Source organism: Methylobacterium sp. WL119, from assembly GCF_008039875.1.
Taxonomy (GTDB): Bacteria; Pseudomonadota; Alphaproteobacteria; order Rhizobiales; family Beijerinckiaceae; genus Methylobacterium.
This window is the reverse complement of record NZ_VRUU01000035.1, coordinates 17,867-39,306: the sequence shown is the minus strand read 5'-3', so window position 1 is coordinate 39,306 and position 21,440 is coordinate 17,867. Positions and strand designations below refer to the sequence as shown.

Sequence of the window (21,440 nt, the reverse complement as noted above, 5' to 3'; positions counted from 1 at the left end):
AGGCGTCGACACGGGCGGGATCCGGCGATCGCGAAAGCGACCGCCGCGCCGGGTCATGTCGTCCGTCCGAAGCCTTCGGCAAGGTGCGGCGGGCGGGACGCAGGCCCGGCATGCTCGCGTGTCTGCTAGAACGAAACGCGTACGTGGGCAACTCGGCCCTTGTTCCGCGACGCGTCCGGCCCTGCGGCCGCCCGCATCTTTTCGCTGCGCCGGCCCCGTTCGGGGGGCGGCCGACGACCAGGATCACCGCGCGCCCGTGCCGGGCGCGCGGCTCCGGCGGAATTACTGCATCGCCTTCATCGCCGCCTCGGACGAGGAGGCCTTCGGGTTGGCCTTGCAGTAGGCGCGCATCTTCGCGTCCATCGCGGCCGCCTGCGGGTCGGCGGCGATCATCGCCTTGTCGGCGGCGCTCATCGAGGCCTGCGCCTGCGCGTCGGCCTTGAGATAGTCGGCGCAGGACATGTCGCCGGTCTGGGCCCGGGCGGCGGCGAGGCCGGCGATCAGCAGGCTCGCGGCGAGGATGGTACGGATCATGATGGCCTCCCAAGGGTACGCCCGGCGTCGTCGCGGCCGACCCGCCGCGCGCGCTCTCGGCGCCTCGTGATAGGGCGGCGCCGGGCGCGGCGTCTTGATCGGGCGTCCGGAATGCATGCCGCCGCGTCCCGATCCGTCGGCGGGATCGCGGATTTTCGCGCAGGTTCGGAAGTCGTGCCCGGGGCTCGCCCCGACGACGCGTCCGCATCGCCCGCCGATGTCCTGGTGTCCGGGTCTGCGAATACGCTGCCGACGGGCTCCCGCCGTTGAAGATCGCGCCAGCGACGATCGAACAGCGCATCGACCTGTGATGGCAACGGCGTCTTTACCGGTTGTAGCGCAGTCGTCCGTATCGACGCGGTACGAAGACTTGGGATGCGTGGGCGAATGAAGACCGGTGTTCCGATGTCCTTGCGGGGACGCATCGTGGCGGTGGCGCTGGCGCCCTGCCTCGCCTTCGCTGCGGTGGCCGGTGTCGCGATCTCCGACCGGATGGCGCAGCGCGCCGAGATGATCCAGGTCGAGGACCTTGTCGGCCTCGCCTCGCGGATCAGCGCCTTCGCGCACGAGGGCCAGCGCGAGCGCGGCGCCTCCAGCCTGTTCCTCGCCTCGAAGGGGTCGCAGTTCAAGGCGGAGCTGGTCGCGCAGCGCGCCCGCACCGACGCCGTGCGCCAGGGCCTCGCCGCGGCCGTCACGGCCGGCGCGGCGGCCTACGGCCCCGCCTTCGCCCGCAAGGCCGACGCCTTCGCGCAGGCGCTCGACGGCCTGGACGCGCAGCGCAACGCCGTCGACGCGCTGAAGCCGACGGCGCCCCAGGCGGCCGCCGCCTATACCGGCCTGATCGGCGAAGGCCTCGGGATGGTCCGCGCCCTGTCGGGCGCGATCGGCCCCGTCGGGATCGCCAACCACGCCGCCTCCTACGCCGCCTTCCTGACGATGAAGGAATATGCCGGCCAGGAGCGTGCCGCCGCCTCCGCCGCCTTCGCCGCCGGCAGCCTCGACCTCGCCGGGATCCGCCGCCTCGCCACCCTCCAGGCCGACCAGGCCACCTACGAGGGCCTGTTCCGGTCCCGGACGGAGCCGGCGCAAGGAGCCCTGCTCGATGCCGCGGAGGCCACCGCCCCGGCGCGGGGGGTGGCGCGCCTGCGCAAGGTCGCCCTCGAGACCATGCCCGGCGAGGCCCTGGCCTTCCGCGACGCCCCGCTCTGGTTCCGCCTCGCGACCCAGCGCATCGACGGCCTCAAGGCGGTCGAGGACCACCTCACCGCCGACCTCGCCGCGGAGGCCGGCGGCGTTCGCGCGACGGCCGAACGGGCGCTCGCGATCTGGTCGGGGGCGGCGCTCGCGATCTTCCTGCTGTCGGGCGCCCTCGCCTTCGGCCTCGGCACCGCGGTGGCCCGGCCGCTGATCCGGATGTCGCGGGCGCTCACCGCCATCGGCCGCGGCGACGACGACGTGGCGATTCCCCAGGGCGGCCCGATCGAGGTCCGCGCCATCGCCGCCGCGGCGATCGAGTTCCGCGACAACGTCGCCGAGCGCCGCCGCAGCCGCGCGGCGCAGGAGCGGATGTCGGCCGACGCCGAGCTGGCCCGGCGCGCGGCGGCGCTCGAGCTCGCCGACGGGTTCGAGGACCGGGTCGGCGGCATCGTCGAGGCGGTCTCGGCGGCGGCGATCCAGCTCGAGGCGGCGGCCCACGGCATGACGCGGGCGGCCGGGGATGCCTCGTCGCTGAGCCTTCAGGTCGCCCGCGCGTCGCACGAGGCGGCGCTCTCGGCCGACACGGTGGCGGCGGCGACCGAGCAGCTTTCGGCCTCGGTCGCCGAGATCGGCACCCAGGTCACGGCCTCGGCCGACCTCGCGGCGGCGGCCGAGCGCGACGCCGAGGGCATGGCCGGCGAGGTCCGGCGGCTCGCCACGGCGGCCGGCAGCATCGCCCAGATCGTCGGGCTGATCTCGCAGATCGCCGACCAGACCAACCTGCTCGCCCTCAACGCCACCATCGAGGCGGCCCGTGCGGGCGAGGCGGGACGCGGCTTCGCGGTGGTGGCGCAGGAGGTGAAGTCGCTGGCCGGCCAGACCGCCCGGGCGACCGAGGAGATCACGGCCAAGGTCGTCGAGATCAGCACCTCCACCGACGCTTCGGTCCAGGCGATCAGCGGGATCACCGACGTGATCCGGCGCTTGGCCCAGATCGGCGGCGACATCGCCGCCGCGGTCGAGGAGCAGGGGGCCGCGACCGGCGAGATCGCCCGCACCACGGCCCAGACCTCGCAGGGCACCCGCGCGGTGTCGGAGCATATCGGGGGCGTCAGCGAGGCGGCCGGGACGGCGAGCTCCGGCTCGGCCCAGGTGCTCGCCGCGGCGAGCGCGCTGTCGAGCCAGGCCGGCGACCTGCGCGGCGCGGTCGACCACTTCCTGGCCGGCGTGCGGGCGGCCTGAGGCCGCCCTCCCCCGTCGCCAGACTGCGCCAAAGGAAAAGCCCGCCCCCTCCGCAGGGGGCGGGCTTTTTTGGTGTCGCCGGCGATCTCGGGCGCGAGGCTACGGAACGTGGATCACCATCGCGGTGAAGGGATGCACGTAGGCCTGGAGCATCACCAGCCCGCCCACCAGGCAGGCGAGCGCGATCGAGTGCCAGAACACGAAGCGCAGGATCTTGCCCTCCTGGCCAAAATAGCCGGTGGCGGTGGAGGCGACGACGATCGACTGGGCGTCGATCATCTTGCCCATCACGCCGCCCGACGAGTTGGCCGAGGCCATCAGCACGCCCGACAGGCCGAGCTGCTCCGAGGTGATCTTCTGCAGGCCGCCGAAGAGCACGTTGGAGGCCGTGTCGGAGCCGGTCAGCGCGACGCCGAGCCAGCCGAGCAGCGTGCCGAAGAACGGGTAGAGGATGCCGGTTCCGGCGAACGCCAGGCCCAGCGTCGCGTCGACGCCGGCGTAGCGGGTGAGCACGCCGAGCGCGAGCATCGCCGCGATGGTGATCAGCGAGTAGCGCAGCACCCAGATCGTCTCGACGTAGGCGGTGACGAGGCGGACGGGCGAGAACCGCATGATCAGGCCCGAGATCAGCGCCGCGATCAGCACGCCGGTGCCGGTGTAGGACATGTAGGTGAACAGGAAGACGGCGCCCTCGGGATGGGCCTTGGCCACCACCGGCGGCACCTTCATGATCACGTTGTGCAGGCCCGGCACCTCGTATTTCCAGGTGAAGATCGGGTTGACGATGGCCTTGAACCAGCCGGTGCCCCAGATCGCCACGATCACCGACAGGATGATCCACGGGAGCCAGGCCAGCGCGATCTCGGAGGAGGTGGCGGTGCGGCCGGTGGCGGCCGGGGCGCGGGGCAGGTTGGAGGGAACCCCCGCGCCGAGCGCCACCGGCCGCGGCGCGCCGTAGCCGATCGACGGGTCGTTGCCGCGCAGCGCCGGCGAGGTCCAGATCGTGGCCGGCTTCCAGACCTTCAGGAACAGCACCAGGGCGCCCATCGCCGCGATCGAGGCGCCGATGTCGACGATCCACGGGTTGACGTAGTTCGAGATGCCGAACTGGGCCGCGGCGAAGGCGCCGCCGCAGATCAGGATCGCCGGCCAGACCTGGACCATGCCGCGGAAGCCCGCGAACACCCAGATCAGCCAGAACGGCACGATCAGCGAGAACACCGGCAGCTGCCGGCCGATCATCGCGCCGAGCACGTAGGGGTCGTAGCCCGTCACCGAGGCGAGGCCCTGGATCGGCGCGCCGAGCGCGCCGAAGGCCACCGGCGCGGTGTTGGCGATGAGCGACAGGCCGGAGGCCGCCAGCGGCGAGAAGCCGAGCCCGATCAGGATCGCGCCGGTGACCGCCACCGGCGTGCCGAACCCGCCCGCGCCCTCGAAGAACGCGCCGAAGGCGAAGGCGACGAGCAGCAGCTGCAGCCGCCGGTCGGTGGTGATGCCGGCCACCGATTGCTGGAGGATGGCGAACCACCCCTTCTCCACCGTCAGCCGGTAGAGGAAGATGACGTTGAGGATGATCCAGCCGATCGGGAAGAACCCGGTCACCATCCCGAGCAGCGAGGCGCGGGTCGCGAGGCCGAGCGGCATGCCGAAGGCGCCGACGGCGAGGGCGAAGGCCAGCACCAGGGCGAGCACGGCCGCGATGTGGGCCTTGACCCGGCCGCTGGCGATCATGGCGAGCAGCGCGATCACCGGCACGGAGGCGGCCAGCGTCGACAGCCACGGGTTGCCGAACGGATCGTAGACCTGGTTCCAGGTTTGGACGGGTTCCACGGGCGCATTCCTCCGATGGCCCGGGTTGATCCGCGGGCCGTTGGAGGCGGTGCTAGCAGAGCGGCGAATCCGGCTCAACGCCGAGAGATAATGTATTCAGAAGGTGTTGCGCGCCGACCGCTCCGGCACTTATCGCGAAAGCGGCCGGCGGCTCGGCTCGGCACGACGCGGTCTCGCCGCGCCTCGCGACCGGCCCGTCGTCAGACCAGCATCCCCATCGGGCTCTCGATCAGGCCCTTGAAGGCCGCGATCAGCTCGGCGCCGAGCGCGCCGTCGAGCACGCGGTGGTCGCAGGAGAGGGTCGCGGTCATCACCTGGGCGACGGCGGGCGCGCCGTCCTTGACCACGACCCGCTTCTCGCCGGCGCCGACCGCCAGGATCGAGGATTGCGGCGGGTTGATCACCGCGGTGAAGTGCTTGATCCCGAACATGCCGAGGTTCGACACCGAGGTGACGCCGCCCTGGTACTCCTCCGGCTTCAGCTTCTTGGCGCGCGCACGGGCCGCGAAGTCCTTCATCTCGTTGGAGATGGTGGACAGCGTCTTCTCGTCGGCCCGGCGGATGACCGGGGTGAACAGGCCGCCGTCGATCGCCACGGCGACGCCGACCTCGGCGTTCCTGAAGCGCAGCACCCGGTCCTCGGCCCAGACGGCGTTGGCCATCGGCACCCGGGTCAGGGCGAGGCCCATCGCCTTGATGACGAAGTCGTTGACCGAGAGCTTGAACAGCGGCTTGCCGTCCCTGTCCTTGCCGGCGCTCCGGTTGAGCTGCTCGCGAAGCGCCATCAGCGCGTCGATCTCGCAATCGACGGTCAGGTAGAAGTGCGGCGCCACCTGCATCGCCTCGGTGAGGCGCTTAGCGATGGTCTTGCGCATGCCGTCGAGCGGCACCTCCTCGTAGCTGTCCTTGGCGTAGAAGCCGCGGACCTGATCGGTGGTGAGGCCGGCGGCCCTGGCCGCGGGGGCGGGCGCGGCGGCTTGCGCCGGCGGTGCCGCCTCGAGCGCCTTCGGGGCCGCCTTGGGGGCGGGCGCGGCCTTGCCGGTGCCGGCCTCCTTGGCGGCGCGGACGTCGCGCTCGATCACCCGGCCGCGCGGGCCCGACCCCTGCACGGCCGAGAGGTCGATGCCCTCCTGCTTCGCGATGCGGCGGGCCAGCGGCGAGGCGAAGACGCGCTCGCCCGCCCCGCTCGGCGGATGGGCGGCGCCATCGGACTTGGTTCTGTCGGGCTCGGCGGAGGGCCGGGCCCCGTCGGGGGCCTCGTTGACCCGCTCGTAGGACATGTGGCCGCCGCCGGGCGTGGTGTTCTCGTTCGCCGACGACGCGTCGGCCTTCGGCGCCTGGGCCGGCGCCGGCGCCGCGCCGCCCGCCTGGACCCCGGCCGGATCCTCGCCGTCCACGGCGATCACCGCGATCAGGTCGTTGACCGGCACGTCGGCAGTGCCCTCGGGCACGACGATCCGGGCGAGCACGCCCTCGTCGATCGCCTCGACCTCCATGGTCGCCTTGTCGGTCTCGATCTCGGCGAGCACGTCGCCGGACTTGATCGCGTCGCCCTCCTTCTTGAGCCACTTGGCGAGGTTGCCCTTCTCCATGGTCGGCGAGAGGGCGGGCATCAGGACGTTGACGGGCATGGTTCAGGTCTCGTCCGAGGGCAGGGAGGGGGCGTCGGGTTCGGCGCGGGGATCGGCGAAGGGAAACAGGTCGTCCAGCGGAAACGGGACGGCGTCGAAGGGCGGCAGGGCCACGGTCTCGCGGCGCGTCACCGTCCCGAGCAGCAGCCATCGGGACGCGGTCAGCGCGAAGGCCTCCAGCACGCCGTCGGCGGGATCGAGCAGCCAGAGGTGCCCGACGCCGGCCTCCGCGTAGATGCGCCGCTTCGGGCCGCGGTCGAGACGCACCGTGGACGGCGACAGGATCTCGCAGACCCAGTCCGGCGGCGTCTCGACGAAGGCGGTCTCCAGCTCGGCCGGCAGCCGCTCGCGGCGCCAGCCGGCGAGATCGGGCACCACGACCTGCGCTCCGAGATGGAGCTCGGGTTCGATCATGAAGATCCAGCCGCCCGGTCCGCCGCGTCCGTGCCGGAAAGGGGGGCCCAGAACGGAGCCGAGATCCAACGCCGCCATCGCATGCCGCGGCCGCGGTCGCGGATGCGTCTCCAGCGCCCCGTCGATGATCTCGGCGACGAGGTGATCGGGGACCGCTTCGAGGTCGGCGTAGGTGGCGTGCCGGAGCGCGGGTTCGGCCATGGCCAGAATCCCGTCAGTTCAGGCCGCCGGGATCGAGGCCCTCAGCCTCCCACCCCGCGCGAATGCGCTCGAACGCCTCCTCCTCCGACAGGTCGGTTTCCAGGGCGTAGGCGCGGGCGGCCTGCTGGGCGAGGTCGACCATCAGGCGGCCCCACGTGGCGGGGTCGTCGAAGGACCGGCGCAACGCCACGCTCACCGCCCCGTCGACCACGGCCGCGCGCAGCACCTCAATGCCGCCCTGCTCCAGGGCGTCGGGGGGAATCTCGAGGGCTTGGAAGGATTCACTCATACGACGTCATGACCCATCGGTCGGCCCCGTTCCCGCCGGTCAGGCACGAAGGCGGATCGCATTCACCGGTAGCAGACGGCCTTGGCCGCCTCGACGACCTCGGCGACGTTGGGCAGCGCCAGCTTCTCGAGGTTGGCGGCGTAGGGCATCGGCACGTCCTTGCCGGTGACGCGCAGCACCGGCGCGTCGAGGTAGTCGAACGCGTCGACCATCAGGCGGGCCGAGATCTCGGCGCCGATGCCCGATTGCGGGAAGCCCTCCTCCACCGTGACGCAGCGGCCGGTCTTCTTGACCGACGCGAGCACGGTCTCGGTGTCCATCGGCCGGATCGTGCGCAGGTCGATCACCTCGGCCTCGATGCCCTGGTCGGCCAGGATCTGCGCCGCCTTCAGGGCGTAGGTCATGCCGATGGCGAAGGAGACGATGGTCACGTCCTTGCCGGTGCGGTGGATCCGCGCCTTGCCGATCGGCAGCACGAAGTCGTCGAGCTTCGGCACCGGGAAGGTCTGGCCGTACAGGATCTCGTTCTCGAGGAAGATCACCGGGTTCGGGTCGCGGATCGCGGCCTTGAGCAGGCCCTTGGCGTCCGACGCCGTGTAGGGGGCGATCACCTTCAGGCCCGGCACGTTGGAGTACCAAGCGGCGTAGTCGTGGCTGTGCTGGGCGCCGACGCGGGCGGCGGCGCCGTTGGGGCCGCGGAACACGATCGGGCAGCCGAGCTGGCCGCCGGACATGTACAGGGTCTTGGCCGCCGAGTTGATGATGTGGTCGATCGCCTGCATGGCGAAGTTGAAGGTCATGAACTCGACGATCGGCTTCAGGCCCGACAGGGCCGCGCCGACGCCGATGCCGGCGAAGCCGTGCTCGGTGATCGGGGTGTCGACCACGCGGCGGGCGCCGAATTCCTGCAGCAGGTTCTGCGTGACCTTGTAGGCGCCCTGGTACTCGGCGACCTCCTCGCCCATCACGAAGACGTCCTCGTCCCGGCGCATCTCCTCGGCCATGGCGTCGCGCAGCGCCTCGCGGACGGTCATCGTCACCATCTCGGTGCCGGCCGGGAACTCCTCCATCACCGGCTCGGCGGCCTTGTTGGTGATGGTGGCGGGCGCGGCCGGCGCCGCGGGCTTGTCGTCGCCGGTCTTGGCGGTGGCCGACGGGCCGGAGGCCATGCCCTCGGCCTGCATCGTCGGCGTCGGGGCTCGCTGCCCGCCCGTGTCCGCACCGTTCGGCTTCGACGAGGCCCCTCCGGCGGCGGCCGCCGCGACGTCCTCGCCCTCGCCCGCGATGATCGCGATCGGGGTGTTGACGGCGACGCCCTCGGTGCCCTCGGCGACCAGGATCTTGGCGAGCGTGCCCTCGTCGATCGCCTCGACCTCCATGGTCGCCTTATCGGTCTCGATCTCGGCGAGCACGTCGCCGGACTTGATCGCGTCGCCCTCCTTCTTGAGCCATTTGGAGAGCTTGCCCTCCTCCATGGTCGGAGACAGGGCGGGCATCAGGATGTCGGTCGCCATGGAGGGTCTCTGATCGGTGAGGCGGGCGGGGCGGCCTGGCAGGGGATCGTCGCGGGGCGGCGGCGCGCCCTCAGGCGCGCGCTTCCAGGAGGATGTCGGTCCACAGCTCGGACGGATCCGGCTCGGGATCGTGCGTCGCGAACTCGGCGGCGTCGTTGACGGTCTCGCGGACCTTGGCGTCGGTGGCCTTGAGCTCGGCCTCGGCGACGCCGTGCAGCTCGATCAGGCGCTTGCGCACCATCTCGATCGGGTCGTGCTCGTCGCGCATCTTCGAGACTTCGTCCTTCGTGCGGTACTTCGCCGGGTCGGACATCGAGTGGCCGCGATAGCGGTAGGTCTGCATCTCAAGGATGTAGGGCCCCTCCCCGGTGCGGGCATGCGCGATCGCCCGGCCCGCCGCCTCGCGGACCGTGCGCACGTCCATGCCGTCGACCTGCTCGCCGGGGATGCCGAACGAGATGCCGCGGCGGGAGAAGTCCGTCTGCGCCGAGGCGCGGGCGACCGAGGTGCCCATGGCGTAGCGGTTGTTCTCGATCACGTAGACCACGGGCAGCTTCCAAAGCTGCGCCATGTTGAAGCTCTCGTAGACCTGGCCCTGGTTGGCCGCGCCGTCGCCCATGTAGGTCAGGCTGACCTTGCCGTTCTTGCGGTAGGCGTCGGCGAAGCCGAGGCCGGTGCCGAGCGAGACCTGCGCCCCGACGATGCCGTGCCCGCCGAAGAACTGCTTCTCGCGGCTGAACATGTGCATCGAGCCGCCCTTGCCGCGGCTGTAGCCGCCGCGGCGGCCGGTGAGCTCGGCCATCACCCCCTTCGGGTCCATGCCGCAGGCGAGCATGTGGCCGTGGTCGCGGTAGCCGGTGATGACCTGGTCGCCGTCGACCGAGGCCATCTGCATGCCGATGACGACCGCCTCCTGGCCGATGTAGAGGTGGCAGAACCCGCCGATCAGGCCCATTCCGTAGAGTTGCCCCGCCTTCTCCTCGAAGCGGCGGATCAGCAGCATCTGATGGTAGGCGTGGAGGTCTTCCTCGCGGGTGAATTGCGGCGCGTTCGGTGCGGGCTGGTGCTCGGCCGCCACGGCCTCCGGCGTCTCCGCGGCAGGGTTGGGCTGCCCCGCATCTTTCGCGGCATCCATCGGCGTGCTCCCGTGCTGGCGTCTGTTCCCTCCCGGTTTAGGACACGCGCTCCGGGAATGCGAGGGCCGACGCTCTGACAGGTGTTTGTGGTTGTCATACCCGATCCGCATGCCCGATCCGCACGCCCGATCGGCATGATCCCCTCGGGACGGCGGATGCGGGCTGCGTTCAAGCCGGGACGCGCGCGTGGGACTGGAGGCGGTGCCCGCTCACGGGTCGATGACGACCACGTCGTTGGCGTGCACCCGGCCGAGGACGACCCGGGCGCGCTCCTCCAGCAGGTCGCGGTCGATCTGCTCGCTGCGCAGCAGCGCGACGCGGTGCTCCCAGGTCGCCCGCTCGGCCTTGGCCGCCGCGAGCTCCCGGGTGAGCCCGAAGGCCTGGATCTTGAGGGCGCGCTTGGCCTCCAGGCCCCGGTTGCCGTTCTCGGCCTGGTACACGAAGTAGCCGACGACCAGCCCGGACAGGGTCCAGAGGCTGAGAGGCAAAACGACCATTCTGACGCGGCGACGGACGACCATGGCGCGACCATCGTCCGGGTCAGTTAACAAAGCCTTTGCCGCGGCCGCCGATCGTGCGCTCGGCGGTGGACGGCGGCGCCCGGGTGGGTTGAACCGCGCCCCGCGGTGATGGACAGTCGGAACAAAGATCGAACATCGAGGCGGCCGCCCTGCGGTGCGGCGGTCTCGCGGAACGGGACAGCGCAGTGACCGCCCCGGTGCGGAAAGTCATCCACATCGATATGGACGCGTTCTACGCTTCCGTCGAGCAGCGCGACGACCCGGCCCTGCGCGGCCGGCCGGTCGCGGTCGGCGGCTCGCGCGAGCGCGGCGTGGTGGCCGCCGCGAGCTACGAGGCGCGGGCCTTCGGGGTGCGCTCGGCGATGCCCTCGGTGACGGCGCGCCGGCTCTGCCCGGACCTGGTGTTCGTGCGCCCGCGCTTCGAGGTCTACCGCGGCATCTCGGAGGAGATCCGGACGGTGTTCTCCGAGCACACGCCGGTGATCGAGCCGCTCTCCCTCGACGAGGCCTACCTCGACGTCACCGAGAACCTGCAGGGCCTGCCGACCGCCACCGCCGTCGCCCGGGCGATCCGCACCACGATCCGCGCGCGCACCGGACTCGTCGCCTCGGCCGGCGTCTCGTACAACAAGTTCCTCGCCAAGGTCGCCTCGGACTACCGCAAGCCCGACGCGCTGTTCGTGATCACCCCCGAGATGGGCCCGGCCTTCGTCGAGGACCTCGCCATCGGCCGCTTCCACGGCATCGGCCCGGTGACGGAGGCGAAGATGCGCCGCCTCGGCATCCACACCGGCCGCGACCTCAAGGCCCGCTCGCTGGAGGATCTGGCCGCCATCCTCGGCAGCGCCGCCCCCTACTATCACGGGGTGGCCCGCGGCATCGATGAGCGCCCGGTGCGGGCGCACCGCATCCGCAAGTCGATCGGTGCCGAGAACACCTTCTCCGACGACAGCGCCGACCTCGAAATCCTCGCCGAGCGCCTCGCGCCGATCCTCGACAAGGTCGCGGCGGCCTGCGCCGCCAAGGGTCTGCGCGGCCGGACCGTGACGCTGAAGGTGAAGTTCTCCGACTTCGCGCAGGTCACGCGGGCGCGCTCCCTGGCGGCCCCCGTCGGCGACCGCGCCAGCCTGGAGGCGATCAGCCTGGGCCTGCTGCGCGACCTCCGCCCGCTCCGGCGCAGCGTGCGGCTGCTCGGCGTCTCGCTCTCGGCCCTCGACCACGGCGACGCCGCGGAACCGCTGCAGCTCGGCCTGGCGATCTGAGGCGTCGCCGCGATCGTTTGATCGGGATCGCCGGCGCCGCGGTCATCGGGTCGCGCCTGCGTCCTCGGCGCCGCGCCCTATCTCGATGGGAAGCGACACCGGGAGCAGCCAACCATGACCGACGATCCACGCGAGGCCGGAGCCCGGCCCCCCTTCCCCGGCGACCAGCAGCAGGAGCGGCCGGGATTGTCGTCGCGGATGACCCCCGCCCCCGATCACGGCGAGCACAGCTACGTCGGCAAGGGGCTGCTGACGGATCAGGTCGCGCTGATCACCGGCGGTGATTCCGGGATCGGCCGCGCGGTGGCGATCGCCTACGCCCGCGAGGGCGCCGACGTGGCGATCTCCTACCTGCCGGTCGAGCAGTCCGATGCCGAGGAGACGGCGCGCTGGGTCGAGCGGGCCGGGCGCCGCGTCCTGCTGCTGCCGGGAGACCTGCGCGAGGAGGCCCATTGCCGCGACCTCGTCGCCCGCACGGTGGCCGCGTTCGGGCGCCTCGACGTCCTGGTCAACAACGCGGCCGCGCAGACGATCAACGAAGGGCTCGACGACGTGACGGCGGAGGATCTCGAGGGCTCGTTCCGCGCCAACGTCTTCGCGATGTACTACCTCGCCCAGGCGGCGGTGCCGCACATGAAGCCGGGCTCGGCGATCGTGAACTCGACGAGCCAGCAGGCCAAGGTCGCCGACAAGACGATGCTGATCTACGCCGCCACCAAGGGCGCGATCGCGAGCCTGACGATCGGGCTGTCGAACCTGCTGGCGCCGAAGGGCATCCGGGTGAACTGCGTCGCGCCCGGCCCCGTGTGGACCCCGATCCAGCCGATCGTGAAGAGCCCCGAGCAGATCGAGCAGCTCGGGGCCGACACGCCCCTCGGCCGCGCCGGGCAGCCGGCCGAGCTCGCCCCGGCCTACGTGCTGCTGGCCTCGCGCGAGGGCAGCTACATGTCCGGCGCCCTAGTGCCCGTCACCGGCGGCACGCCGATGTACTGACGCACGAGGCGCGGCGATCCGGAACGGAGCGCCGCGCCTGCGATTGACGGCGGAACCCCCGCGGGGCCGGACCGCCCCGCCATCGGAGCCAGATCCATGTCGAAGATCATCGCCGCCACGTTCGAGACCCGCCGCGACGCCGAGATGGCGGTCGAGCACCTCGTCCAGGAGCACAAGATCGATCGCAAGGCCGTGACCATCGCGCCGGTCTCGGACGAGAACAGCGCCGGCACCGAGACCGCGGGCGCCGACATCGAGGACGGCCGCGTCGAGAAGACCCACACCGACGGCGAGCCGAAGCTCGCCGGGCGCCTCAAGGTCTCGGCCGAGGTCGAGCCGGCGCTCGCGGACAAGGTCGAGTCCTCGTTCGCGACCTACGGCGGCCAGGCCGCCTGAGCCGGCAGCCGCCCGCATCCCGCTGCCCCGCCCGTCCCGCTCAGGCGGCCCAGACCTGGCGGTACAGCGTCGCGATCGCCTCCGCGTCCGGCACCACCGGGTTGTTGCCGGGCGAGCCCGAGGCCAGGGCCTGCGCCGCCATGGTCGGGATCAGGCCGTTCCACCGGGCCTCGTCGATGCCGTAGTCGCCGGGCGTCGGCACCTGCAGGTCGTCGTTGAGGTTCTGCAGCTCGGCGATCAGGCGGGAGACCGCGTTGCGCTCGTCGTCGCCCTCCCGCGCCACGCCCATCGCCCGGGCGCAGGCGGCGTAGCGCCCGGGCGCGCCGGGCGCCGAGAAGGCGGTGACGGCCGGCAGCAGCATCGCGTTCGAAAGCCCGTGCGGCACGTGGAAATGCGCGCCGATCGGCCGGCTCATCCCGTGGACGAGGGCCACCGAGCTGTTCGAGAAGGCGATGCCTGCTTGCGTCGCGCCGAACATCATCGCCTCCCGCGCAGCCCGGTCGCCCGGATCGGTCCAGACCCGGCGCAGGTTCGGCGCGATCGCCCGCATCGCGGCGAGCGCGAACCCGTCCGAGAACGGGTTGGATTTCCGCGAGACGTAGGCCTCGATCGCGTGGGTCAGCGCGTCGATCCCGGTATCGGCGGTGAGCCGCGCGGGCTTGCTCAGGGTCAGCTCGTAATCGACCAGCGCCGCCACCGGCAGGTAGGCGAGGCCGGCGCACAGCATCTTCTCGTCGGTGGCCTCGTCGGTGACGATGGTGAAGCGCGTCGCCTCCGAGCCGGTGCCGGCGGTGGTGGGGATCGCCAGGATCGGCAGGCCGGGCGCGTCCTGGCTGTGGGGCGCCTTGTAGTCGCGCATGTGGCCGCCGTGGCGGGCCAGCACCGCGACGGCCTTGGCCGTGTCCATCGGGCTGCCGCCGCCGAAGCCGACGACGCAATCGTGGTCGCCGGCCTTGAGCGCGGCCAAAGCCGCCTCCACCGAGGCCACGGTCGGGTCCGGCACGGTCTGCGAGAACAGCCCGGCCCGGACGCCGGCCGCCGCCAGGCGCTCGACGAGCCGCCCCGCCCGGCCGCTGTCGGCGAGGTAGGGATCGGTGACGACGAACGGCCGGGACAGCCCGAGCTGCCCCAGCACCTCCGGCAGCAGCCCGCACGCACCGGCTCCGATCCGCATCAGCCGCGGCAGGGCGATGGCGCTGATCATGGCGTTGGATCCGTCTTTCCAAAGGGACGCGCCGAGGGGACGCGCGCGAATGAACGCAGAATACGAAAGGCAGGCTAGCGGCTGCGCGGGCGCGAGGACAAGCCCGGTCGGCGCCCGTCGCGCGACATCCGGCGCGCAGTATCCTGCCTGAGCTTGCCGGTGCGACGCACTATCCCGCCTGCGAAAACAGCGCCTGCGCCGCCTCGACCGCGCCGACGATGAAGGCCGCCACCTCGCGGATGTGGGCGGCCTTCCGGTGGTCCTCGTGGATGTGCATGTGGAAGGCCCGCGTCAGCGACAGCGCGTCCGGCAGCACCGGCACGAGGCCGGGATGGGCGGCCGCGATGAAGGCCGGCACGATGCACAGGCCGGCACCGGCGAGCGTGGCGTGCACCTGGGCGAGCAGGTTCGTCGAGCGCAGCCGCGCGCTGGCGCCCGGCCCGATCACGTTGAGGTAGTTGAGCTCCCGCGCAAACAGCATGTCCTCGATGTAGCTGACGAACGGGTGCCGCCCGAGGTCGGCCGCCGTCCGGATCGGCTCGGCCGCGTCGAGGTAGGCCTTCGACCCGTAGACGAAGAGCCGGTAGTCGGTGAGCCGCCGCGTCACCACCCGCGCCTGCTGCGGCGCCGACAGGCTGACGACGATGTCCGCCTCGCGCTTCGACAGGCTGAAGATCCGCGCGGTCGCCATGATCTCGATCTCGAGCCCGGGATGGGCCTGGGTCAGGCGGTGCATCCGCGGCGCGAGGAACACGCTGCCGAACCCGTCCGGCGCGCCGATCCGCACCGTGCCCGCGACGCTCCGCCCGGTGCCGCCGGCCGCCGAGCCCGAGACGAAGGCGCTCTCCATCGCCTCCGCCGTCCCGAGCAGCGACTCGCCGGCCTCGGTCAGCGCGTAGCCGAGGTTGCTCTTGTGGAAGAGCCGGCGGTCGAGCCCCTCCTCCAGGGCCAGGATGCGCCGGGCCACGGTGGTGTGCTCGGTGCCGGTCTGCGCCGCCGCGGCCGTCAGCGTGCCGGTGCGGGCGACGGCGAGGAAGAAGCGCAGGTCGTCCCAGTTGCGGGTCTTCTTAAGGCTCACGGGCTGGGTCCGACGGGGATGGCGCTGTGCATCGATGCACACCGGCTGCGAGCAGGTCCAGCTTTATCGCCCGATCGGCGCTGCTATGGTCCGCTCAAAATCGGCCGGCCGTCGCGCCGGCCGGACCTGAGGAAACGAGAACAGGAGAGGCGCACATGCGCACGATCGGGCATTTCATCGGCGGCAAGACCGTCGCGGGCACCAGCGGCCGCTTCGCCGACGTGTTCCTTCCCTCGACCGGCGAGGTCCAGGCCCGCGTCGCCCTGGCGAGCCGCGCCGAGCTTCGCGCGGCGGTCGAGAACGCCCGCGACGCGCAAGCCGCCTGGGCCGCGACCAACCCGCAGAAGCGCGCCCGCGTGATGATGCGCTTCCTCGAGCTGATCCGCGGCGAGACGGATTCGCTCGCCGAGCTGCTGGCCTCCGAGCACGGCAAGACCGTGCCCGACGCCAAGGGCGACATCCAGCGCGGCGTCGAGGTGGTGGAGTTCGCCTGCGGCATCCCGCACCTGCTGAAGGGCGAGTTCACGGAAGGCGCCGGCCCCGGCATCGACGTCTACTCCCTGCGCCAGCCGCTGGGCGTGGTCGCCGGCATCACGCCGTTCAACTTCCCCGCCATGATCCCGCTCTGGAAATGCGCCCCGGCCATCGCCTGCGGCAACGCCTTCATCCTCAAGCCGTCCGAGCGCGACCCCGGCGTTCCGATGCGCATCGCCGAGATCTTCCTGGAGGCCGGCCTGCCGCCGGGCATCCTCAACGTCGTCAACGGCGACAAGGAGGCGGTCGACGCGATCCTCGACGACGCGGACATCAAGGCGGTGGGCTTCGTCGGCTCCTCGCAGATCGCCGAGTATATCTACGTCCGCTCCGCGCAGACAGGGAAGCGCGCCCAGTGCTTCGGCGGCGCCAAGAACCACATGATCATCATGCCCGACGCCGACATGGGCCAGGCCGTCGACGCGCTGATCGGCGCCGGCTACGGCTCGGCCGGCGAGCGCTGCATGGCGATCTCGGTCGCCGTCCCCGTCGGCGAAGGCACCGCCGACCGGCTGATGGAGCGCCTGGTGCCGCGGGTGGAGAGCCTCAAGATCGGCCCCTCGCACGACGGCTCGGCCGATTACGGCCCGATGGTCACCGCCGAGGCGGTGGCGCGGGTGAAGGGCTACATCGAGACCGGCCTCCAGGAGGGCGCCGAGCTCGCCGTCGACGGCCGCGGCTTCACCCTGCAGGGCTACGAGAACGGCTTCTACATGGGCGGCTGCCTGTTCGACCGCGTCACCGCCGACATGACGATCTACAAGGATGAGATCTTCGGCCCGGTCCTCTCGGTCGTGCGGGCCAAGGACTACGAGGAGGCGCTGGCCCTGCCCTCCACCCACCAGTACGGCAACGGCGTCGCGATCTTCACCCAGGACGGCGACGCGGCGCGCGACTTCACCGCCCGGGTCAACGTCGGCATGGTCGGCGTCAACGTGCCGATCCCGGTGCCGATCGCCTACCACACCTTCGGCGGCTGGAAGCGCTCGGGCTTCGGCGACCTGAACCAGCACGGGCCCGACGCGATCCGCTTCTACACCAAGACCAAGACCGTGACGCAGCGCTGGCCCTCGGGCATCAAGAGCGGCGCGGAGTTCTCGATCCCGACGATGCGGTGAACCGACCCTCCCCCCTCTGCGGGGGAGGGAGAACCGTCCAGCCAAGGACTTGATGACATGCGCTTCGGGCTCGACGAGGATCAGGTGGCCATCCGGGAGATGGCCCAGAACTTCGCGCGCGAGCACATCGCGCCGCACGCCCTCGACTGGGACGCGCGCAAGCACTTCCCCGTCGAGACCCTTCGCGCGGCGGCAGCTCTCGGCATGGCCGCGATCACCATCCGCGAGGATGTCGGCGGATCGGCCCTGAGCCGCGTCGACGCCAGCCTGATCTTCGAGGCTCTGGGCGAAGGCTGCCCGACGGTGGCGGCCTTCCTCTCGATCCACAATCTGTCGTCCTGGATCATCGACGCCTTCGGCAGCGAGGCGCAGCGCCGGCGCTGGCTGCCGTCGCTGACGCGGATGGACAGGATCGCCAGCTATTGCCTGACCGAGGCCGGCTCGGGCTCGGATGCCGCGGCGCTCCGAACCCGCGCGGTCCGCGACGGCGACGCCTACGTGCTGACCGGCGAGAAGCAGTTCATCTCGGGCGCCGGCGCCAGCGACCTCTACCTCGTCATGGCCCGGACCGGAGGCGAGGGCGCGAAGGGCATCTCGGCGATCGTCGTCGAGAAGGGCACGCCCGGCCTCTCCTTCGGCGCCGACGAGCGCAAGATGGGCTGGAACGCCCAGCCAACCCGCGCGGTGCGCTTCGACCAGTGCCGGGTGCCCGTCGAGAACCGGCTGGGCGCCGAGGGCGACGGCTTCCGCTACGCCATGGCCGGGCTCGACGGCGGCCGCCTCAACATCGCCGCCTGCGCGCTGGGCGGCGCGCAATCGGCCCTCGACCGGACGCTCGCCTACATGGGCGACCGCCGCGCCTTCGGCCAGAAGCTCTCGGACTTCCAGGCGCTGCAGTTCCGGCTGGCCGACATGGCGACCGAGCTCGAGGTCGCCCGCGCGTTCCTGCGCCACGCGGCCGCCGCCCTCGACGCCAGGGCGTCGGAGGCGACCAAGCTCTGCGCCATGGCCAAGCGCCACGTGACGGACGCCGCGTTCCACGTCGCCAACGAGGCGCTGCAGCTCCACGGCGGCTACGGGTATCTCGCCGAGTACGGCATCGAGAAGATCGTCCGGGATCTGCGCGTCCACCAGATCCTGGAGGGCACCAACGAGATCATGCGGGTGATCATCGCCCGCGCGCTGCTCGGGGAGCGCTGATGTCCGACATCCTCGTCGAGCGCGTCGGCACGCTCGGGCGCATCCGCCTGAACCGGCCGAAGGCCTTGAACGCGCTGACCCACGGCATGGTCGGCGCGATCGATGCCGCCCTCGATCTTTTCGCCGCCGACGAAGGCGTCGCCGCGATCCTGCTCACCGGCGAGGGCGAGCGCGGCCTGTGCGCCGGCGGCGACCTGCGCTCGCTCTACGAGAGCGCGGGTTCAAGCTCCGCCGAGAACTTCTGGCGCGACGAGTATCGCCTCGATGCTCGGATCGCGCATTACGAAAAACCGTTCGTGGCGATCCTGGACGGGATCACCATGGGCGGCGGCGTCGGGCTGTCGGGCCATGCCGGCCACCGCGTCGTCACCGGGCGCTCCCGCATCGCCATGCCGGAGACCGGCATCGGCTACCTGCCCGACGTCGGCGGCACCTGGCTGCTGCCGCGCGCGCCCGGCGAGACCGGGACCTATCTCGGGCTGACCGGCGAGCCCATGGGCGCGGCCGACGCGATCTTCGCGGGGGTCGCCGACGCCTGCGTGCCCGCAGCGACGCTGCCCGCCCTGATCGATGCGCTCGCCGCCCTCGCCCCGGAGGCCGGCCACGCCACCGTCCGGGCGGCGATCGACGCGCGCGCCGTCACGCCGGGGCCGGCCCCGCTCGCCGCGGCGCAAGCCGTCATCGACCGCTGCTTCGCGCACGATCGCGTCGAGGACATCCTGGCCGCGCTCGCCGCCGAAGGCTCCGAATTCGCCGGGCGGACCCGCGCGACGCTGCTGGAGAAGTCGCCGTCGAGCCTCGTGCTGACGCTGCGCCTGCTGCGTCTCGGCCGCGCGACGACGACGCTGGAGGCCTGCCTGGAGCGCGAGTTCCACGCGTCCCTCGCCCTGCTGGCGGAGGGGGATTTTTGCGAGGGCATCCGCGCGGCGGTGATCGACAAGGACAAGGCGCCGCGCTGGTCGCCGCCGACCCTCGACGCGGTCGACCCCGAACGGATCGCCGGCTGGCTCGCGCCGCGGGCGGCCCCGGTCTTTTCGGTGCCGGACGACGTCTTGTCCCACCCTGCCCCCTCATCCTGAGGCGCCCGCGCCAGCGGGCCTCGAAGGAGGGCTCCAGGGATCGCAGCGGGACCTAGATCTCTCCTTCGAGGCCTCCGCTTCGCTCCGGCACCTCAGGATGAGGGGGGGATGGGAGCAAGGAACAAGGATCGGTCGTGCTCCAGGCAGAGCGCCGCCGTGAGAGACATACGGGAGGAACCCATGACGACGCGGCCCCAGACCATCGCCTTCATCGGGCTCGGCAACATGGGCGGCCCGATGGCGGCCAACCTCGTCCGCGCCGGGCACGCGGTCCGCGGGTTCGACCTCGCCCCGGCCTCGCTGGAGGCGGCGCGGGCCGAGGGCGTCGCCGTCGCCGGCTCGGTGCTGGAGGCGGTCGAGGGCGCGTCCGCGGTGGTGACGATGCTGCCGGCCGGCCGGCACGTGGTCGAGGTCTGGTCGCAGGTCGCCGGAGCGGTCCCCGCCGGCACCCTGCTGATCGATTCCTCGACGGTCGACGTCGCGAGCGCCCGAGAGGCCCACGCCCTGGCCGAGGCGCGCTCCTGCGCCGCGATCGACGCGCCGGTCTCCGGCGGCACCGGGGGCGCCAAGGCCGGGACGCTGACCTTCATGGCCGGCGGCTCGGAACAGGCCTTCGCCGCCGCCGAGCCGATCCTGAAGCGGATGGGCCGGAGCGTGTTCCATTGCGGCGCGGCCGGCGCCGGCCAGGCCGCCAAGATCTGCAACAACATGATCCTCGGCATCTCGATGATCGGCGTGTGCGAGGCCTTCGCGCTCGGCGAGAAGCTCGGGCTCTCGCAGCAGGCCCTGTTCGACGTGGCCTCGGTCTCGTCCGGGCAGTGCTGGTCGCTCACCACCTATTGCCCGGTGCCGGGGCCGGTGCCGACCTCGCCCGCCAACAGCGGCTACCGGCCGGGCTTCGCTGCCGCCCTGATGCTGAAGGACCTGCGCCTCGCGCAAGAAGCCGCCGGGACGGCCGGCGCCGCGACGCCCCTCGGCGCCGAGGCCGAGCGCCTCTATGCCCGGTTCGACGCGCAAGGCCACGGCGGGCAGGATTTCTCGGCGATCGTCCAGATGCTGCGCGGACCGCGCGAGGAGGTTTGACCATGCCGGAGAATCTGACCGGGGACGAGACGATCCTCATCGAGACGCGCGGGCGCGTCCGGCTCATCACCCTGAACCGGCCCAAGGCCTTGAACGCGATCAACGCGCAGCTCACCCGCGCGCTGATCGCGGCGGCGACCGCCGCCGATGCCGATCCGGGGATCGGCTGCATCGTCATCACCGGGTCGGCCAAGGCCTTCGCCGCCGGCGCCGACATCAAGGAGATGCAGGCGGCGACCTATGCCGAGATGTATGCCGGCGACCGCTTCGCCGACTGGGAGCGCTTCACGGCCCTGCGGACCCCGATCGTCGCGGCCGTGGCCGGCTTCGCGCTCGGCGGCGGCTGCGAGCTCGCGATGATGTGCGACCTGATCCTGGCCGCCGACACCGCGCAGTTCGGCCAGCCGGAGATCAAGCTCGGGGTGATGCCCGGAATCGGCGGCAGCCAGCGGCTGACCCGGTTCGTCGGCAAGGCCAAGGCGATGGAGATGTGCCTGACCGGCCGGATGATGGATGCGGCCGAGGCCGAGCGGGCCGGGCTGGTCTCGCGGGTCGTGCCCGCCGACGGGCTCGTCGCGGAGGCGATGCGGGTCGCCGAGACCATCGCCGGTATGTCCAAGCCGATCGCGATGATGACCAAGGAGGCGGTCAACCGCGCCTACGAGACCACGCTCACGGAAGGCGTGCGCTTCGAGCGGCGGGTGTTCCACGCGATGTTCGCCACCCAGGACCAGAAGGAGGGCATGGCCGCCTTCGTCGAGAAGCGCGCGCCCAAGTTCACGCACGGGTAGCGCCACTTCTCGCTACGGAGGCCGATCGTCTTCACGCATCGTCCCGGCCTCGAGCGAAACTCATCCGGCCCCGCCCCGTCATCCCGGGCTCGCCTCCGGCGCCCCGGGAGGACGGTGGGGGTTTTCGAACCGAAACGCGCGAGCCGGGCGGACGTGATAGCCCCCGCAGAGGGGAAAGAGGCTCCGCCGAAGC

Annotated in this window: 19 protein-coding genes; 9 read left to right on the top strand and 10 right to left on the bottom strand. The window is 71.9% G+C overall.

Annotated elements, in window-relative coordinates; all coding sequences use genetic code 11:
• Positions 1-282: 282 nt before the first annotated feature.
• The gene (locus FV227_RS14385; RefSeq protein WP_147728850.1) at positions 283-534 is read right to left on the bottom strand and encodes a hypothetical protein; all 252 of its coding nucleotides are present in this window, start codon (positions 532-534) and stop codon (positions 283-285) included.
• A gap of 387 nt (positions 535-921) precedes the next feature.
• Between FV227_RS14385 and FV227_RS14380 the strand changes: the two genes are divergently transcribed.
• A complete protein-coding gene (locus FV227_RS14380; RefSeq protein WP_147859263.1) occupies positions 922-2,973 on the top strand; it encodes a nitrate- and nitrite sensing domain-containing protein in 2,052 nt (683 codons plus the stop codon).
• A 99-nt stretch (positions 2,974-3,072) separates the two neighbouring features.
• Here FV227_RS14380 and FV227_RS14375 read toward each other — a convergent pair whose 3' ends face one another.
• From FV227_RS14375 to FV227_RS14345, 7 genes are all read right to left on the bottom strand, one after another.
• Positions 3,073-4,803 carry an L-lactate permease gene (locus FV227_RS14375; RefSeq protein ID WP_147859262.1) on the bottom strand — a complete coding sequence of 577 codons (1,731 nt, stop codon included), beginning with the start codon at positions 4,801-4,803 and terminating at the stop codon, positions 3,073-3,075.
• Between the two features lie 200 nt (positions 4,804-5,003).
• On the bottom strand, positions 5,004-6,434 hold the full coding sequence (locus FV227_RS14370) for a pyruvate dehydrogenase complex dihydrolipoamide acetyltransferase (protein WP_147859261.1): 1,431 nt from the start codon (positions 6,432-6,434) through the stop codon (positions 5,004-5,006).
• Between the two features lie 3 nt (positions 6,435-6,437).
• Positions 6,438-7,049 carry a Uma2 family endonuclease gene (locus tag FV227_RS14365; protein ID WP_147859260.1) on the bottom strand — a complete coding sequence of 204 codons (612 nt, stop codon included), beginning with the start codon at positions 7,047-7,049 and terminating at the stop codon, positions 6,438-6,440.
• A 13-nt stretch (positions 7,050-7,062) separates the two neighbouring features.
• A complete protein-coding gene (locus FV227_RS14360; protein ID WP_147859259.1) occupies positions 7,063-7,338 on the bottom strand; it encodes a DUF5076 domain-containing protein in 276 nt (91 codons plus the stop codon).
• 62 nt (positions 7,339-7,400) lie between these two features.
• Positions 7,401-8,852 (bottom strand): pyruvate dehydrogenase complex E1 component subunit beta, encoded by a 1,452-nt coding sequence (locus FV227_RS14355; protein ID WP_147728756.1) that lies wholly within the window; start codon positions 8,850-8,852, stop codon positions 7,401-7,403.
• Positions 8,853-8,922: 70 nt separating this feature from the next.
• A complete protein-coding gene (gene pdhA / locus FV227_RS14350; protein ID WP_147728757.1) occupies positions 8,923-9,987 on the bottom strand; it encodes a pyruvate dehydrogenase (acetyl-transferring) E1 component subunit alpha in 1,065 nt (354 codons plus the stop codon).
• A gap of 210 nt (positions 9,988-10,197) precedes the next feature.
• Positions 10,198-10,509: a septum formation initiator family protein gene (locus FV227_RS14345; protein WP_147728758.1), complete on the bottom strand. Its 312-nt coding sequence runs from the start codon at positions 10,507-10,509 to the stop codon at positions 10,198-10,200.
• A 221-nt stretch (positions 10,510-10,730) separates the two neighbouring features.
• On the opposite strand from FV227_RS14345, the gene dinB reads away from it, so the two are divergent.
• The 3 genes from dinB to FV227_RS14330 all read left to right on the top strand — a co-directional run bounded on the left by dinB (position 10,731) and on the right by FV227_RS14330 (position 13,160).
• Positions 10,731-11,771: a DNA polymerase IV gene (gene dinB, locus FV227_RS14340; RefSeq protein ID WP_147859264.1), complete on the top strand. Its 1,041-nt coding sequence runs from the start codon at positions 10,731-10,733 to the stop codon at positions 11,769-11,771.
• A 114-nt stretch (positions 11,772-11,885) separates the two neighbouring features.
• A complete protein-coding gene (locus tag FV227_RS14335) occupies positions 11,886-12,764 on the top strand; it encodes an SDR family oxidoreductase (protein WP_147727704.1) in 879 nt (292 codons plus the stop codon).
• Between the two features lie 96 nt (positions 12,765-12,860).
• Entirely contained in the window at positions 12,861-13,160 is a 300-nt protein-coding gene (locus FV227_RS14330; RefSeq protein WP_147727705.1) for a hypothetical protein, read from the top strand.
• 40 nt (positions 13,161-13,200) lie between these two features.
• Here the strand turns inward: FV227_RS14330 and FV227_RS14325 are convergent, their stop codons facing one another.
• Both FV227_RS14325 and FV227_RS14320 read right to left on the bottom strand, forming a co-directional pair.
• Positions 13,201-14,364 carry an iron-containing alcohol dehydrogenase gene (locus FV227_RS14325; protein ID WP_147727706.1) on the bottom strand — a complete coding sequence of 388 codons (1,164 nt, stop codon included), beginning with the start codon at positions 14,362-14,364 and terminating at the stop codon, positions 13,201-13,203.
• A 169-nt stretch (positions 14,365-14,533) separates the two neighbouring features.
• The gene (locus FV227_RS14320; protein WP_147727707.1) at positions 14,534-15,442 is read right to left on the bottom strand and encodes a LysR family transcriptional regulator; all 909 of its coding nucleotides are present in this window, start codon (positions 15,440-15,442) and stop codon (positions 14,534-14,536) included.
• 155 nt (positions 15,443-15,597) lie between these two features.
• Here FV227_RS14320 and FV227_RS14315 point away from each other — a divergent pair, with 155 nt between their 5' ends.
• The 5 genes from FV227_RS14315 (at position 15,598) to FV227_RS14295 (ending at position 21,247) form a co-directional block, all read left to right on the top strand.
• Positions 15,598-17,094 carry a CoA-acylating methylmalonate-semialdehyde dehydrogenase gene (locus FV227_RS14315; protein WP_147727708.1) on the top strand — a complete coding sequence of 499 codons (1,497 nt, stop codon included), beginning with the start codon at positions 15,598-15,600 and terminating at the stop codon, positions 17,092-17,094.
• Between the two features lie 57 nt (positions 17,095-17,151).
• Entirely contained in the window at positions 17,152-18,294 is a 1,143-nt protein-coding gene (locus FV227_RS14310; protein ID WP_147727709.1) for an acyl-CoA dehydrogenase family protein, read from the top strand.
• A complete protein-coding gene (locus FV227_RS14305) occupies positions 18,294-19,373 on the top strand; it encodes an enoyl-CoA hydratase/isomerase family protein (protein ID WP_147859258.1) in 1,080 nt (359 codons plus the stop codon). The genes FV227_RS14310 and FV227_RS14305 overlap by 1 nt, the downstream gene beginning before the upstream one ends.
• Positions 19,374-19,553: 180 nt before the next feature.
• Complete coding sequence (gene mmsB, locus FV227_RS14300; RefSeq protein WP_147728088.1) at positions 19,554-20,456, top strand: 3-hydroxyisobutyrate dehydrogenase; 903 nt, start codon at positions 19,554-19,556, stop codon at positions 20,454-20,456.
• Between the two features lie 2 nt (positions 20,457-20,458).
• On the top strand, positions 20,459-21,247 hold the full coding sequence (locus tag FV227_RS14295; protein ID WP_147728087.1) for an enoyl-CoA hydratase: 789 nt from the start codon (positions 20,459-20,461) through the stop codon (positions 21,245-21,247).
• Positions 21,248-21,440 lie beyond the last annotated feature (193 nt).